The 15605-nt window shown below is 57.1% G+C and carries 11 protein-coding genes and 1 pseudogene; 2 read left to right on the forward strand and 10 right to left on the reverse strand.

Annotated features, from left to right (window positions below; all coding sequences use genetic code 11):
* Positions 1-91: 91 nt before the first annotated feature.
* The 3 genes from DT594_RS10705 to DT594_RS10715 all read right to left on the reverse strand — a co-directional run bounded on the left by DT594_RS10705 (position 92) and on the right by DT594_RS10715 (position 3218).
* Complete coding sequence (locus DT594_RS10705) at positions 92-793, reverse strand: copper resistance protein B (protein ID WP_231703382.1); 702 nt, start codon at positions 791-793, stop codon at positions 92-94.
* Between the two features lie 44 nt (positions 794-837).
* Entirely contained in the window at positions 838-2574 is a 1737-nt protein-coding gene (locus DT594_RS10710; protein WP_096348539.1) for a copper resistance system multicopper oxidase, read from the reverse strand.
* Between the two features lie 83 nt (positions 2575-2657).
* The gene (locus tag DT594_RS10715) at positions 2658-3218 is read right to left on the reverse strand and encodes a cupredoxin domain-containing protein (protein WP_149332615.1); all 561 of its coding nucleotides are present in this window, start codon (positions 3216-3218) and stop codon (positions 2658-2660) included.
* A gap of 200 nt (positions 3219-3418) precedes the next feature.
* On the opposite strand from DT594_RS10715, the gene DT594_RS10720 reads away from it, so the two are divergent.
* Positions 3419-4084, forward strand: a complete 666-nt coding sequence (locus DT594_RS10720; protein ID WP_096348541.1) for a response regulator transcription factor — start codon at positions 3419-3421, stop codon at positions 4082-4084.
* Positions 4071-5411, forward strand: a complete 1341-nt coding sequence (locus DT594_RS10725) for an ATP-binding protein (RefSeq protein ID WP_096348542.1) — start codon at positions 4071-4073, stop codon at positions 5409-5411. The genes DT594_RS10720 and DT594_RS10725 overlap by 14 nt, the downstream gene beginning before the upstream one ends.
* 360 nt (positions 5412-5771) lie before the next feature.
* On the opposite strand, the gene DT594_RS10730 is transcribed toward DT594_RS10725, so the two are convergent.
* From DT594_RS10730 to DT594_RS10760, 7 genes and pseudogenes are all read right to left on the reverse strand, one after another.
* Positions 5772-5966, reverse strand: a complete 195-nt coding sequence (locus DT594_RS10730; protein ID WP_096348548.1) for a heavy-metal-associated domain-containing protein — start codon at positions 5964-5966, stop codon at positions 5772-5774.
* Between the two features lie 203 nt (positions 5967-6169).
* Positions 6170-6664, reverse strand: a complete 495-nt coding sequence (cueR, locus tag DT594_RS10735) for a Cu(I)-responsive transcriptional regulator (protein ID WP_096348543.1) — start codon at positions 6662-6664, stop codon at positions 6170-6172.
* Between the two features lie 30 nt (positions 6665-6694).
* Positions 6695-6943 (reverse strand): hypothetical protein, encoded by a 249-nt coding sequence (locus tag DT594_RS19095; protein WP_235850572.1) that lies wholly within the window; start codon positions 6941-6943, stop codon positions 6695-6697.
* Between the two features lie 191 nt (positions 6944-7134).
* The gene (locus DT594_RS10745) at positions 7135-9708 is read right to left on the reverse strand and encodes a heavy metal translocating P-type ATPase (RefSeq protein WP_096348544.1); all 2574 of its coding nucleotides are present in this window, start codon (positions 9706-9708) and stop codon (positions 7135-7137) included.
* Between the two features lie 92 nt (positions 9709-9800).
* Positions 9801-11267: an efflux transporter outer membrane subunit gene (locus DT594_RS10750; RefSeq protein ID WP_149332616.1), complete on the reverse strand. Its 1467-nt coding sequence runs from the start codon at positions 11265-11267 to the stop codon at positions 9801-9803.
* Positions 11264-14440, reverse strand: a complete 3177-nt coding sequence (locus DT594_RS10755; protein ID WP_149332617.1) for an efflux RND transporter permease subunit — start codon at positions 14438-14440, stop codon at positions 11264-11266. Before DT594_RS10755 ends, DT594_RS10750 begins: the two co-directional genes overlap by 4 nt.
* A pseudogene (locus tag DT594_RS10760) lies at positions 14437-15504 on the reverse strand (efflux RND transporter periplasmic adaptor subunit); the annotation flags it as partial. The gene DT594_RS10755 and the pseudogene DT594_RS10760, both read right to left, overlap by 4 nt.
* Between the last annotated feature and the right edge of the window lie 101 nt (positions 15505-15605).

The following is a 15605-nucleotide window of genomic DNA, read 5'->3' on the forward strand; positions in this document are numbered from 1 at the left end:
CTGCTAAATACTCATGACCAGAATATTTGGACAGCAAGCAACCCGAGGTTGTTCAACCCGGGCCGCGCAGGCCCAATAGCGGTTCAGGCCCTTAAAAGGACAGTCTTGCGCCGATAACGGCAAACCATTGTTCGGTGCCAGCTCCATCGGCTCTAGCAAAGTCAGCAGTGTCCCCATACTTGCGCTCATGTACGACGCCGATATAGGGGGAGAAAGAGCGATCTATCAGGTCATACCTCAGCCGCAGTCCGGTTTCAGTCGATACCAGACCTTTGCCAACACCAATCTCGCGATCCTCGCTGAATGCGACAGTTGCATCGAAAGCGGCGGCCAGGATCCAGTAGTTGGTCAGCAACAGCTCGTACTCCGCATCCAGTTCAGCGGAGGTGTCTCCATCCTTGCTCACGTAGAAGTTGGCATCAATCTCAAACCACTGGGGCGCCAGGCCGGCAATACCCAGAACAGCATAGGTACGGTCTGGACCTTCCGGGGTGTCGAACCGGATTCCCGCTTTGGCATCAAAGAAATCCGAGACAGGTATCTGCCCTACCAGCTGATTCTCAAGCTTTTCATAAGCCTGCTCTTCTATGGCATATTCGCCTTTGGTCAGCCAACGTACTTTCAGATCGTCTGTGCCATAGAAGAAATCTCCACTCCATACACCCAGCTCTTCATCGTCATCACTGTAGCGGTATTCAAACTCTTCGAATTGAGCGCCCCAGACCTTCAAGGGATCCTTACGCGGGGTTGTGTCCTGCCTCCGCTCCTGGGCAAGACCCAGCGCGGGCATCATCACCAGACCGGTTAATGTGGTCACCGCCAGAGACTTGAAAAAACTCATGCCCCACCTCCTAATTTGACCGATTGCTCGCTCACGGCTGCCCTTGCAGTCTCAGGTCCGCCTTCAACAATAATCTTGCGGAACATTCCCGCCGCGGCGTGATAGGACAGGTGACAATGGAATGCCCACTGTCCGGGCGCATCTACCTCGGTCTCCATATAGACCGTAGTGCCCGGCTGAACACTGATCGTATGCTTGACTGGGTTCAACTGGCCGGCGCCAACATCCAGAATGGACCACATGCCATGCAGGTGCATGGGGTGGGTCATCATGGTTTCGTTGACGAATTTGAAGCGAACGCGCTCGCCGTACTGGAGACGGACGGGATCGGCATCCTCGTATTTGACACCATTGATGCTCCAGGTGTAGCGCTCCATGTTCCCGGTGAGGCGCATTTCAATTTCCCGGGTGGCTTCACGCGCCTCAAAGAGTGGCTTCTGAGCTTTCAGGTCTGCATAAGACAGAAACTTGCCGCCATTGGCTGCCGTTGGAATCAGGCCACTGCCCTGAGCGTAGAAGGGATCGCTGGCACCAGTGTCAGCCATCGCTGATCCTTGACCCATGTTGGAATGGTCCATGCCGGCCATATTGGAGTGATCCATGCCCTGCATGCCGTCCATGCCGTCCATGCCAGCCATATTGGAGTGGTCCATGCCCTCCATACCGGCCATGCTGCCGTGATCCATACCTTCCATGCCGCCCATGTCGGCCATGGTCAGCCGGGCAGCTTCACGCAGTTCTGGCACTTCGGCTACCATGCCCATTTCAGGTGCAAGGGTTGCCCTGGCATAGCCTGAACGCCCCATGGATTCAGCAAAAATCGTGTACGCCTGAGCGTCTTTAGGTCGAACAATCACGTCGAAGGTTTCGGCAACGCCAATACGAAACTCATCAACGCTGACGGGCTGAACATTGTTGCCGTCCGCCTGAACAACGGTCATTTCCAGTCCGGGAATCCGAATATCAAAGTACGTCATGGCCGAGGAGTTGATGAAGCGCAGCCGGATTCGCTCACCCGGCTCAAAAATGCCAGTCCAGTTCTGCTCCGGACCCTTGCCGTTAATGAGGCCCGTAAAACCCTGCAGGTCTTCGACGTCCGCTTTCATCATGCGCATATCGCCCCACGCCAGGCGATCTTTCAGCGTATTCATAAAGCCTTTTTCAGCCGCGTCGGAAAAGAACTCCCCAACCGTTTGTTGCTCGCGGTTGTAATAGTCCGGCATCATTTTGAGATTACGCATGATGCGGTCGCCGGTATGCGGATGCTTGTCGGTTAACTGCACTACATAATCGCGGTCGTATCGAAAGGGTTCACGCCCCTCAGGCTCAATAACAATGGCCCCATAGGCGCCATCGGGCTCCTGGAAACCAGAGTGACTGTGAAACCAGTAGGTTCCCGACTGTGTGATGGGGAAGTTATAGGTGAAAGTTTCGCCCGGCTTGATACCCGGAAAACTGATCCCCGGGACGCCATCCTGCTTGTACGGAAGGATCAAGCCATGCCAGTGAATGGAGGTCATCTCATCCAGGTTGTTAGTGACCTTGATTGACACCTCTTCGCCTTCCTTGAACCGCATAACCGGCCCTGGAGATTTACCATTGTAACCAATACCTTCTTTAACGAAGTCGCCGGTATCGATCTGTACTCGATCGACCGTAAGGCTGTATTCACCCGCCAGACCAATAGCCGGCAAAAGCAGGCCCAATGCGCCTGCCAAAAGAGCTGTCTTCATGGATCACTACTCCCAACTGCTTGAATGCATAGAGATCTACCCGACATGCAACATGTCGGGCATTTATCTAGCTAGAAAACCGATCAGTTAAAATTCACATCGCCGTACATGCCAGCCTGGTAATGGCCGGGAACGTTGCAGGCAAACTCGATGGCGCCTTTCTCTGCAAATTTCCAAATGATTTCCTTGTTCTCACCCGGCTCCAGCAACACGCTATTGGGATCGTCATGCTTCATGGAGTGGCCTTTGCCCATATCCATGTCCATGCCCATCATGCTGTGATCCATACCCATCATCTCTTTGTTCAACTTACCGCCCTGAATGACCCCGTGCTCAACCATCATCATCATTTCGGCTTGGTGAGCCTCATGCATAGACGCCGTGCCAATATTGAACTCATGGACCAGGCTACCCTTGTTCTCAATCACAAAGCGCACGGTTTCACCTGGCTTGACGTCAATGGCTTCAGGCTCGTAATAATTGTCATGCATCACAACGTTAATGGTGCGGCTTGCATCAGAGGCATTGGCCGCCTCACCGATATTCACGGCTTTTCCGTGTCCTCCGTCGTGAGCTCCAGCCCCAAGAGCCAGAACCGAAACCGACATAGCCATTGCTGCTACTGCAAATCTTGATAAGCTCATTAAAGCCTCTCCTGTTATTTGGCCCCAGTCAGGGGCTGTGGGCTTGCTGTTTGCAAGCACGTACGTCCAGATTGATGATTATCATCGTCCATCAACCTGAATCCTTTCTGAATATATCCAGCTGTTTTCTATTCAGGCAGAGTTCAGGTGAATCAGTGACACTCAAATCGACTGTGCTCAGATTGCGGAGGAAACAACTGATGAGACTACTGCTGGTGGAGGATGACTGCTTGTTAGCCGAAGGGCTCGCCAGCCAGCTTGAGAAAGCGGGTTTTAGCGTGGACAGGACGCAAACCGCTAAAGAAGCCATCCTTCTGGGTGAGCAAGAAGACTATAGGGTGGGCGTTCTGGATCTGGGGCTACCGGATGGCAATGGTCTGGATGTACTCCGCAGCTGGCGCTCCAGCAACGCCAGCTTCCCAGTATTGATCCTGACGGCGCGCGGGGATTGGCAAGATAAGGTAAATGGCCTGAAAGCGGGCGCCGATGACTACCTGACCAAACCATTCCGGACGGAAGAGCTGGTGGCACGGCTTAACGCCATCGTGCGCCGAAGTGAGGGGCGCGTTCACACGTCGGTGAAAGCGGGCGGCTTTGAACTGGACGAAAATCGCCAAAGCCTGAAGATCAAAGATGGCTCAGAGCATAGCCTGACCGGTACCGAATTCCGCCTGCTGCGCTGTCTGATGAGCCGGCCTGGTCAGGTTTTTTCCAAGGAACAGCTCATGGAGCAGCTCTACAACCTGAGCGAAAGCCCGAGCGACAATATAATCGAGGCGTACATACGCCGCCTCAGAAAATTAGTGGGAGCCAATACCATCGCGACACGACGCGGTCAGGGGTATTTATTTGATGATGCTGTTTAAAAAACCAACATCGGTCAAGGGCACACTGTTGGCGCTGTTGCTACCTTCGGGTATAGCCCTAATGGCAACCGCCTGGCTTGTTCACGGTATTCTATTGGAGAGAATGTCCTGGAACTTTGTTGAAAGTCGGCTGCAAGATGAAGTGGCCTTTCTCGAAACGCAGATACGCCAATCCGATGGCAAGATAGACACGTTACGCACAGGTGACTATTTCCAAGAGGTTTTTCACCATTCTTTCGCCATTCAGTCTCCAACCCAGACCATTATTTCACCCAGTACCTGGGAGACATTACTAGGCCCCTTGCTGCAATCAGATCAACAGGGCGCGATCAGAGTGCGTAAAACCTCTGCAGCCGGTGCGCCATCCGATGTCATCGCCTTTAGAAAAGCATTCGTAGTGAATGATCAGCCTTTAGTCGTCATCGTGTCCGAAGACATGGCAGCGCTGAAGGCCAGCCAGGCAGAGCTGCATGCCTGGACGGCGATTGTATCCATCATGCTGATTTTATTACTCGTGGGCGTTATCTGGATTGGCATCACCCTGTCTATGCGGCCGGTTATATCGCTCCAGGCTTCACTGAAAAAACTGCAAGGCGGTGAGGTATCGCGAATTCACGTCAAGGCGCCAGAGGAGCTACAGCCTCTAGTTAAACAGCTCAATCAGCTGCTTGATTTTCTTGACCGGCGCCTTGAACGCTCGCGGGATGCGCTCGCTAACCTGTCCCACAGCGTCAAGACGCCGATCGCAGCGGTCAGGCAGATTCTGGAAGACACCAGTCGCCCGCTGGACGATGACTTGAGGCGCGAAATGGGATCGCGACTCGGTGATATCGACAAGCAACTGGAGGCAGAGATGCGGCGTAGCCGCTTTGCTGGACCCCAGGTCGGGAAAAGCGCTTTTCCGGTGAAACAGGCAAGGGATCTTTTATGGATGTTTGGTCGTTTGTATCCCGAAAAATCGTTCGAGTTAACTACAGATATGACGGAAGAACATCGCTGGCCTGTTGAAGAACACGACCTGAGCGAAATTCTTGGCAATCTTCTGGATAACGCCGGCAAGTGGTCATCAACCTTCGTCGACCTATCCCTTAGAGAAGACAACAAGCAGATGCTTATCGTCGTGGCTGACGATGGCACTGGCGTTGCACAAGACGCGGTAAGTGCGTTAGGTAAACGTGGATTGAGACTGGACGAGCAGACGCCCGGACATGGCCTGGGACTGGCAATCGTTTGCGATATAGTCGAACGCTATAGTGGGCAGACACATTTTTCACACAGTTCCTTGGGTGGCTTAAAAATTGCGATCGTTTTCCACCGAAAAACCTAATGACAGATTGGAGTCACAAGTCTGGTCATTACCACGAACGCAGCCAGCCCTTCAATCCAGTCCGCGTGCGGATGTCCATAGGAAGAAGCGTTTTTAAGCAAACCACTCTGTTGCGTCCATAGCCCACTGATCGCTTCGGACCGAAAGCCCATCGCATCCCTTTGTCAAAGCTCATGAAGATCATTTACTCATCGCAAGAACCGACTCATCCATCGATCAAAGGCAAAGACGCCCCTGAGGATGATCTTCGTCGCCAATGAAGACTAGTGTGGCGCAGTGTCTGTCACCGCCACACCTATCTCTAAAGGATGCTTGATGTGCACGAGTCGTATTTCCTGATCACTTGGTGATCGCTTAGAGTCACGGCTTGGCCGGATACCCCGCCTCGCTTAGCGCCGCGAGAAAAGCGCTCTCCGCTAGGTCGCTATTAACCCGAACCTCACGCGCGGGTGGGTCGGTTTCAATGCGGGCTTGCGGGTCGACGTTCAGCAGCGCCCTGGTAACGGACTTGGCGCATCCGCCGCAGGTCATGTTTGGAATGTGTAAACGAAACATCTTGATCTCCTGGTTGGGTACGGTGTCGAACCAATATGAGGTTTGACAGCATGGTAAGGTCAAACACTTTTTAACGAATTTTTCCACTCCGCATTCAATGTTGAAATCCGTGCCCCAGGGTTTGAGAAGGATGACCATCAAAGAAGGATGGTCTCTGCTGGGTACGAGCGATGCTGAGAACTGAGATGCGCGCTCACCTGAGCTCACGAAAGAGCTTCCTTGGCGGCGCGGTGGCGTGACGAGGCGGGTGTGCCGACCCCAAACCGAGGCGCCCTATTTGGAGCCTGTGACCACTGTTCCGCTGCGGCAGCCGGTGCAGCTAAATCCGTAAGAATCGGGCAATCCGGGCGGTGATTACCGTGGCAGTGATCCGCCAGGTGCTCGAGCGTTTGCGCCATTGCTTGCAGTTCAGCAATTTTCGCCTTCAGCCCGGCAGCATGGGAGAGCGCCATCGCCTTGACGTCAGCACTCGCGCGGTCACGGTCGCGCCACAGGACTAGTAGTGCCGAGATCTGTTCGACAGAAAAGCCAAGGTCACGTGCGCGACGGATGAAGCGAAGGCTATGCACTTCCGGCAAACTGTAATGTCGGTAGCCAGCATCAGAACGAACGGCTTGCGGGATCAATCCAATCTGCTCGTAGTAGCGAATCATCTTCGCAGAGACGCCGGAGAGCTTGGACGCTTGACCGATATTCATCTTTTATCCTCCTAGGGAATTAATCAAATGTCACCCGAAAAACCGAGGGTCTAACCTGCGCGCCGATGCTTCTGCAGGCGTAAAGAACACATCGGCATGCAGGTCCTCAGACTGCAGCCCGCGTGCCCTAGAGATCAGCATAGCCGCTTCACCCATTGGTGGCGGCCCGGCGACATCCAGGCCCGGTTTTTGCGAAGGAAACGTACCGTAGAAGACCTTTTCGGCCACCAAGGTGATCGGTGCGACACGCACACCAGTGCGCGCCTTGGCTTCCTCCATGATCTCGGGGTCCAAGAGATCGCGCTCTTCGAACGCGATTCCCTCTCTCTCTCTCGAGCCAGGCCTTCAGCGCCCAACAGTCAGGGCAAGTCGGTGTCGTGTAGATGATGACTTCGGGGTGAGATGCGCTAGCCATGATGGCCTCCTTCATCTTGTTTGGGTGCCCAGTCAGACAGTCAATCGGACGTGGATCAGTGACCATCCACCAGACCTGACGTGGGCGATGCGATCACGCCCTCCGACGTCTCGCTGCGGGCCTCGACCGACATGGGGGCGCGGAAGCGCTTGAGCCGGAGTGCGTTGCCGAGCACAAAGACACTGGAGAGCGCCATTGCGGCCGCTGCAAAGATCGGCGAAAGCAAGGTGCCGTTCAACGGGTAGAGCGCGCCCGCCGCCACCGGGATAAGCACAGCGTTATAGGCGAAGGCCCAGAACAGGTTCTGCTTGATGTTGCGAATCGTGGCCTGACTAAGCGCGATCGCATTCGTCACGCCACGCAAGTCGCCCGACATTAGCACCACGTCAGCCGCCTCGATCGCTACATCGGTTCCCGTGCCGATAGCGAGTCCAACATCCGCTTCGGCGAGTGCCGGCGCGTCGTTGATACCGTCTCCCACAAAGGCCACCTGCGCGCCATTGATGCGGAACCGCTTCAGCGCCGCGACCTTACCGTCGGGCAAGACCTCGGCCGCGACTTCATCGATGCCGAGCTGCTTGGCAATCGCCGCAGCGGTCGCCGCATTGTCGCCGGTGATCATCGCGACTTTGAGTCCGAGCGCGTGCAGTGCCTTGATTGCTTCGGGCGTCGTCTCTTTGATCGGATCTGCGACTGCAATCACCCCTGCCAAGCGGCCGTCGATCGCGGCATAGAGTGGGCTCTTGCCTTGCTCGCCGAGACGCTGGGCGGTAGACAGGAAGCTCGACACATCAAGACCGAGCTGCGTCATGAATCGATCCGCGCCGACGGCGACGGTACGACCTGCGACCTTGGCCGACACGCCGAAGCCCGGTGTGGCATCGAAGCTGTCGATGGGTGCCAGGGTGAGGTTTAACTGCTTTGCGGCTGTGACGATGGATTCGGCAATCGGGTGCTCGGAGCGGGTCTCGACGGCCGCAACAAGAGCGAGCACTTCGTTGTATTCGAAGCCCTCGGCGGGCACGAGATCGGTCAGCTCGGGGCGTCCTTTGGTCAACGTGCCGGTCTTGTCGAGCGCGATAACGCTCACATCACGCAGCGCCTGCAAAGCTTCGCCCTTGCGAAAGAGTACGCCGAGCTCGGCCGCACGGCCTGTGCCGACCATAATCGAGGTCGGGGTGGCCAGCCCCATGGCGCATGGGCAGGCGATAATAAGAACCGCAACTGCATTAACGAGCGCAAAAGTCAGCGCCGGGGACGGGCCGAAAATTAGCCAGACCAGAAAGGTCAACGTGGCTGCTGCCATCACCGCTGGGACGAACCACATGGTTACTTTATCGACCAGCGCCTGGATCGGCAGCTTCGAACCCTGCGCTTGCTCAACAAGGCGAATGATCTGCGCGAGCACTGTATTCGCCCCGACCTTGGTTACACGAAAACTGAAAGCACCCGTCTTGTTGATCGTGCCGCCGACGACCCCGGCGCCCATCCCCTTCGACACGGGCACCGGCTCGCCGGTGATCATGCTCTCGTCAACATAAGAGGCACCTTCGACGACTTCGCCGTCGACCGGAATCTTCTCTCCCGGACGAACGAGCACGATGTCACCGGTCGTCACCTGATCGAGAGCAATCTCGACCGTTTCGCCGTTGTGCTGGACGCGCGCGGTCTTGGCCTGAAGTCCGACGAGTCGCTTGATCGCCTGCGAGGTTCGCCCCTTGGCGCGCGCCTCCAGCATGCGTCCTAGCAGGATCAAGGTAACGATGACCGCGGCAGCTTCGAAATAGACGTTTGCGGTGCCCTGTGGCAGTACCTCAGGGACGAAGGTTGCGACGATCGAATAGCCATAAGCCGCCGCAGTGCCGACCGCGACAAGCGAGTTCATGTCGGGGGCACCGCGCAGCAACGCCGGCACTCCCTTGCGGAAGAAACGCAGACCCGGACCGAACATGACCAGTGTGGCGAGCGCGAACTGCACATACCAGTTGATCTGCTGCCCCAGGACCCCCATCACCCAATGATGCATGGCGGGAATAAGGTGCGAGCCCATCTCGAGGATGAAGACGGGCAAGGTGAGAATGGCTGCAGTGAGGAAAGAGCGTCGCAGTGCCCGTGCCTCGCTCTCACGGCGCTCGGTGTCCTGATCGCCAGCATTGGCCGTTTCGGCGGACAAGCGACGGGACTTGTACCCCGCTTGTTGGACTGCAGCTTCAAGGTCGACCGTGGAGACGACCCCTACAAAATAGCGCACACGCGCGCGCTCGGTCGCTAAGTTGACAGTGGCTTCGAGTACGCCCGGGATTTTTGCGAGCGCCTTCTCTACCCGGCCCACACACGACGCGCAGGTCATGTCCTCGATTGCCAGCTCGGTGGTCTCTTCGCGAACGGTGTAGCCGGCGCTCTCGATGGCGCGGACAGCCGCCTGCGGATCGGCCAAGCCGGTGAAAGTGATGTCAGCGCGCTCGGTAGCGAGATTGACCGAGGCCGTCTGCACGCCGGGGACCGCTTTCAGCGCGCGCTCGACACGGCCGACACAAGATGCACAGGTCATGCCTTCGACCGGCAGGCTGAAACGAGCGTCTGCTGACACTGCTGGATTGGCGTGATGTTGCCGGGAAACGGAGGCCATTTCATTACTCCTTAAATATTGGTGGTGAAAGAAGCCTAAAGGTTCCCAACATTGGAAGGTCAAGGCCTATGTGTGATTTATTTCGCGAGGCGTCATTTCAGGCCGTCGGCGCCACGGCAGTCCTGATTCGACTGCTCGCAGACCTCCCAACCGCCGCCCAACGCCTTGTAGATGCTAACAACGGCAAGCCACTGGGAAGTCCGAGCGGCTGTCAGCGCACGCCGGCTTGCTAAGTCGGACCGTTCGGCTTCGAGCACATCCAGGTAGATACCTTCACCGGCTGAGAACTGCAGGCGAGCAAGACGAGCCGTCTCGCGGTTTGCCTCTGACTCCTGCATACGCAGCGCAAGCGTGCTACCCGCAGCGCCATAGGCCTTGAAGGCGTCGTCAGCTTCCTGCAATGCGCGCAACACGGTTCGGTCGTAGAGGATCAACGCCTCTTTGGTACGTGCCTCGCTAGCGGCGATCCGTGCACGCACGCGACCGGTATCGAGAAAAGACCAACGAATGACCGGAGCGATGAAGCCCGACTGGCCACCTGCCCAACTCAACGCACTGAGACTACCCGCTACGAATCCGATTGATCCTTGTACCTGGACGTCAGGGTAAAGCCCGGCCGTCTCAACACCGATACGAGCGGTCGCCGCAGCAAGAGACCGTTCGGCCGCTACAATATCGGCACGCCGAGAAATGAGTGACAATGGATCGCCCACGACGATCGTCCGGACTTCAAGCGCTTCACGCACAGGCGTGTTTGGGGGCAATCTGAGCGTCTGGGGCGTTTCACCAACTAGGATAGCCAGAGCATTGGCGGCGACCGCTCGCCGGCGTTGCAGTTCGGGCGCAGCCGCCTCCACATTACGCAACAATGCCTCTGCAAGGAGCCGGTCAAATTCGCTCGCTGAACCGGCGCTAACCAGGCGTTCCACCAGGGCAAGGCTTTCGCGCTGGCTTTGGGTGATTCCAGCGACGACGGCGATTTCGGCTTCAATTCCGCGCAGCTCAAACCAGGTCGCGGCCACCTCAGAAGCGACGGCCGCCTGCACACTGCGCATCAACGCTTCGCGCGAGCCCACTTGAGCTTGAGCCGCTTCAACAGATCGCCTCACGCGGCCAAAAAGGTCAATTTCCCAGGAGGCGTCTATTGTGCCGCGATAGTTTTCACTACCGCGCGACTGGTCAGGCGGCGTCTCGACTTTACTCCTGCGGCGGTCTTCGTAGCTAAGCGTGGCACCGCCGCCGGGCAGAAACCCTTGACGGTTCTCACTTAGAAGGGCTTTCGCTTCGTCGAGCCGCGCGGCGGCGATTCCGATATCATGATTTACTGCCAGCGCGCGCCTAATCAACGTGACTAGCGCTGGATCGTCGAAGGCTCGCCACCAGGCTACATCGACGGCCCCAGCAGCAAGCCCTGCCGGCGTTTCGCCAAAGCTTGTAGGAAACTGCGATGAAGGTAGCGAAGGTAGCGCGGGCGACGAGTAGTTTGGACCCGCCGCACATCCGGCCAAAAAGAGAAACCCACTCACCAGGAGCAACAATTTTGCACTTGGACGCCTCATGATTTGCTCTCCCGCACGTGCAGCGTTGAACGTGAACGGCGCCGCTCAATGCGGGCCGACAAGCCTTGCATAACTACATAAAATACCGGCGTCAGGAACAGTCCGAAGAGCGTCACCCCGAGCATGCCTGCAAAAACCGCGACCCCCATAGCGTGACGCATTTCCGCCCCAGCGCCGCTGGCCAATATCAACGGTACAACGCCAGCAATAAACGCCAATGAGGTCATCACGATAGGCCGCAACCGCAATCGACAGGCCTCGACGACCGCATCAAGCGCACTTGATCCTGCAACTTCGAGGCTGCGTGCGAACTCGACGATCAAAATCGCGTTCTTGGCCGCCAAACCGACGAGTACGAGAAGCCCGATCTGGACAAAGACGTTGTTGTCACCACCTGCCAGCCAGACGCCAGTAATTGCGCTCAGCAGACACATTGGCACGATCAGCAGGACCGCCAAGGGCAGCAGCCAGCTGTTGTATTGCGCGGCGAGGATGAGATAGGCAAGTAGTACGCACAACGGGAAAATGTATAGCGCCAAATCGCCGGCCAGCTTTTGCTGATAGGTGAGGTCAGTCCATTCGAAGCTCATGCCTTCGGGTAAAACCTCCTTGGCCAGTCGTTCCATGACCGCAACCGCCTGGCCGGAGCTGACGCCTGCCATCGGGCCGCCCGAGATGTCGGCTGTAGGGTAGCCGTTGTAATGCATTACCAGGTCTGGGCCGGCACTTGGCGTCACGGAGACAAACGAGGACAACGGCACCATATTTCCGGCCGCGTTGCGCACTTGTAAACGGCCAATGGATTCAGCTTGCATGCGGTGGTCTGCATCGGCTTGGGCCGTCACCTTATAGGTGCGACCGAAGCGGTTAAAGTCGTTGATATAAAGAGAGCCGAGATAGACTTGCAGCGCTTCGAATACATCCGCCAAATGAACCCCCTGGCTTTTAACCTGGGTGCGATCGATGGTCACGTCGAGCTGCGGTGCATTGATGTCCAGGCTGGTCATAAGCCCGGCCACCTCGCCCGACTCGGTAGCCTTTGTCATCAGGACCTGGGTCTGCTGCATCAGGGCGGCGAGCCCGGCACCACTGCGATCCTCAACTTGCATCTTGAATCCGCCCGTCGCGCCTAGGCCAGGAACTGGTGGTGGCGGGAACACGCCGAGGAAGCCGTCGGGGATGCTGGCGAATTGGGCTTGCAGCCGCCCTGCAATTGCGGTGGCGGTTAGATCGGGTGTCGTGCGATCTTTGAATGGGTCGAGCATGATGAACATGACCGCAGCATTTGGCACGTTGACGAACCCATTGATAGAAAGGCCAGGGAACGCAACGACGCTTTCGACGCCTGGTTCGGTCAACGCGATATTCGACATCTGTTTGACGACGGCATCGGTGCGATCCAGTGACGAGGCGTTTGGTAGCTGGGCGATTGCGACAAGATAATATTTGTCTTGCATCGGCACGAAGCCCGGTGGGACGACCTTGAATCCGAAGAAGGTCAGCGCGAGCAGCCCGCCGTAAATCAAAAGTGCGACTCCGCTTACTCCCACTATTTTGCGCACCGTGCTGCCATATGCATCCGGTGCACGCTGGAATGGTTGGCCAAGCGTCCGAAACAACCGATCAGCGCGGCCACGCAAACTGCGCGGATCGTGCAAGATTGCCGCCTGGCGCGGACGCAACAATAGCCCAGCGAGCGCTGGGCTGAGCGTGAGCGAGTTGACTGCCGACAAGATGGTCGAAATCGCGATCGTGAGTGCAAACTGTTGATAGAACTGACCCTGCAGACCGCTTAGAAAGGCGGTCGGAATGAAGACGGCGGCGAGTACCGAGGTCATCGCGATGATCGGACCGGTGACTTCGTCCATGGCAAGCCGCGCGGCCTGCATGGGTTCCTCGCCGTTTTCGATGTGACGCTCGACATTCTCGACTACCACGATCGCGTCATCGACGACGATCCCGATCGAAAGTACCAGTCCAAACAACGACAAGGTATTGAGTGAGAAGCCCATCAGATGCATCACGGCAAAAGTACCGATCAGAGACACCGGCACGGCCATGAGTGGAATCAGCGAAGCCCGCCAGTTGCGCAGGAAAAGCATTACCACGATAACGACGAGAAGGATCGCTTCCAACAAAGTGGTTGCCACCGACTCTAGCGAGGCGCGTACGAAAACCGTTGGGTCATAGGCGATGCGCGAGCTGAGTCCTTCTGGGAATTTGCCTTCAAGCCGTTGCATGGTTGCCCGCACCGCCTCCGAAACGTCGAGTGCGTTGGCGCCCGGACTCTGAATAATCTGCAATGCGACGGCCGGCTCGCCGTCAAGCATGCTTCGCAATGCGTAGGCATCGGCCCCCATTTCGACGCGGGCGACATCACGCAAGCGCGTTACTTGGCCGCCGTCGCCTGTGTGAATGATGATGTCGCCGAATTGTACCTCGTCAGTCAACCGCCCGAGCGTGTTCACCGCCACCTGGAATGCGGCGTTGGAATCGGGTGTCTGACCAACGGAACCCGCCGCTACCTGCACGTTCTGCTCGCGCACAGCGGCAATAACCTCGCCAGCGGTCAGCCCTCGTGCGGCGATAAGGTCTGGATCAAGCCAAAGCCGCATGCTGTATTCGCCAGCGCCCCAAACCAGGACGTCGCTAACGCCCGGAATGCGGGAAAGATCGTCGCGCACCTGTAGGTAGGCGTAGTTGGAAATATAGAGAGGATCGTATCGTTTATCGGGCGACAGCAGATGAACGACCATCAAGATGTCCGGTGAGGTTTTCTGCGTTATAACGCCTTGACGCCGCACCTCTTCAGGCAAACGCGGCAAGGCGCTAGAGACCCGGTTTTGCACCTGGACCTGAGCCATGTCCGCATCCGTCCCCTGCACGAATGTGACGGTTAGAATCATTCGGCCATCGGTTGCCGATTGCGACGACATGTACTGCATACCCTCGACCCCGGTGATCGCCTGCTCAAGTGGCGCTGCTACCGTTTCAGCAATCACCTTCGGATTGGCGCCGGGGTAGGAGGCTGTCACCTGCACGGTTGGCGGCGTCACCGCCGGATACTCACTGAGTGGCAATTGAAAGAAGGCAGCTATTCCGGCGATCATCATCAGAACAGAGAGGACGATGGCAACGATCGGACGATCGATGCAGAAACGTGGAAACGTCATTGCCCGGCCCCCGAAGTTTGCAGCGCCGCAATTGGGCTACCCTCAATCGCTGTTGATTGCGGCGTCACCTGCATCCCCGGCCCCACCATCCCCTTGACGACGATGCGTTCGCCCGGCTGCAGACCGTGCTCGATTACGCGCAAGCCGTCGACCATCGCGCCAAGTACTACGGGTCGGTACTCCGTCTTATTATCACTGCCAACGACAAGAACATAGCGACTGCCCTGATCGGTTCGTATCGATTGATCGGAAACCAGAACCGCGGCTTGCTGTGTACCGGTCTCGAGTTTGATCTTGGCAAAAAGACCGGGTGTCAATTGTCCGTCCGGGTTGTCGACAACAGCGCGGATACGTATCGTGCCTGTCCCACGATCAGTGGAGTTGGAAACGAAGTCGATCCGGCCTGGGCGCGAATACGTCTCGTCGGTGAGTAGTGCCACCATGACTTTTTCCGATGCTGTTCTTTGCGAGTCGCCAATTTCCCGGTTGGCGGCGACAGATCGCAAATACGTGCGTTCGTCGATATCAAAGTTGACATGGAGCGGGTCGATCGAGACGATTGTCGTCAGTGGTGTCACGCCGCTCGTGACGTAGTTGCCCGCGGTGACGAGCGCTTGACCGACACGCCCACTAATAGGCGCCGTGACATGCGAGAAACTCAGATCAAGTTGGGCGGCGGCTAACGCTGCCTTTGCGGCGTCGACCTGGGCTTTGCTTACCTCTAACGCGGCTGTTGCGGTATCCAGGCGATCACGAGCGACAACCTTCTGGGTGAATAGCTGCTCGGCTCGTGCATGGTCCGTCAACGCAAGCTTCAATGCTGCTTCAGCTTCCCGCAACCGCGCTGCGGCGGCGTTCACTGCGGCTTGAAACACCCGGGGATCAATGCGAAAAAGCGTGGTGCCCTTCTTAACGAAGCGTCCCTCGGGCACGCTAACGTCTTGTAGATAACCAGCGACACGCGGACGTAACTCAACCCGCTCAATTGCGGCCAGCGAACCGGTGAACTCAGCAAAGGGCGTCACCGGGCGAACAATCACCTCGGCCACCGGAACGCCAGGTGGCTGTGTAGTGGTCTACTAATCCCGGACACCGAAATGGGTGGTAAATTTACCGCCATAGCTGAGGTGTTCCATGACAAGACAACGTCGTACGTTTTCAACTG

This window comes from Halopseudomonas laoshanensis, from assembly GCF_008365385.1.
GTDB classification, from domain to species: domain Bacteria; phylum Pseudomonadota; class Gammaproteobacteria; order Pseudomonadales; family Pseudomonadaceae; genus Halopseudomonas; species Halopseudomonas laoshanensis.

Excerpts from the sequence above, each read along its gene's own strand:
- DT594_RS10710 (WP_096348539.1), bottom strand. The coding sequence starts at position 2,574 with ATGAAGACAGCTCTTTTGGCAGGCGCATTGGGCCTGCTTTTGCCGGCT.
- DT594_RS10745 (WP_096348544.1), bottom strand. The coding sequence starts at position 9,708 with ATGGCCTCCGTTTCCCGGCAACATCACGCCAATCCAGCAGTGTCAGCA.
- DT594_RS19095 (WP_235850572.1), bottom strand. The coding sequence starts at position 6,943 with ATGGAGGAAGCCAAGGCGCGCACTGGTGTGCGTGTCGCACCGATCACC.
- DT594_RS10720 (WP_096348541.1), top strand. The coding sequence starts at position 3,419 with ATGAGACTACTGCTGGTGGAGGATGACTGCTTGTTAGCCGAAGGGCTC.
- DT594_RS10715 (WP_149332615.1), bottom strand. The coding sequence starts at position 3,218 with ATGAGCTTATCAAGATTTGCAGTAGCAGCAATGGCTATGTCGGTTTCG.
- DT594_RS10750 (WP_149332616.1), bottom strand. The coding sequence starts at position 11,267 with ATGAGGCGTCCAAGTGCAAAATTGTTGCTCCTGGTGAGTGGGTTTCTC.
- DT594_RS10705 (WP_231703382.1), bottom strand. The coding sequence starts at position 793 with ATGATGCCCGCGCTGGGTCTTGCCCAGGAGCGGAGGCAGGACACAACC.
- DT594_RS10755 (WP_149332617.1), bottom strand. The coding sequence starts at position 14,440 with ATGACGTTTCCACGTTTCTGCATCGATCGTCCGATCGTTGCCATCGTC.
- DT594_RS10725 (WP_096348542.1), top strand. The coding sequence starts at position 4,071 with ATGATGCTGTTTAAAAAACCAACATCGGTCAAGGGCACACTGTTGGCG.
- DT594_RS10730 (WP_096348548.1), bottom strand. The coding sequence starts at position 5,966 with ATGTTTCGTTTACACATTCCAAACATGACCTGCGGCGGATGCGCCAAG.
- cueR (WP_096348543.1), bottom strand. The coding sequence starts at position 6,664 with ATGAATATCGGTCAAGCGTCCAAGCTCTCCGGCGTCTCTGCGAAGATG.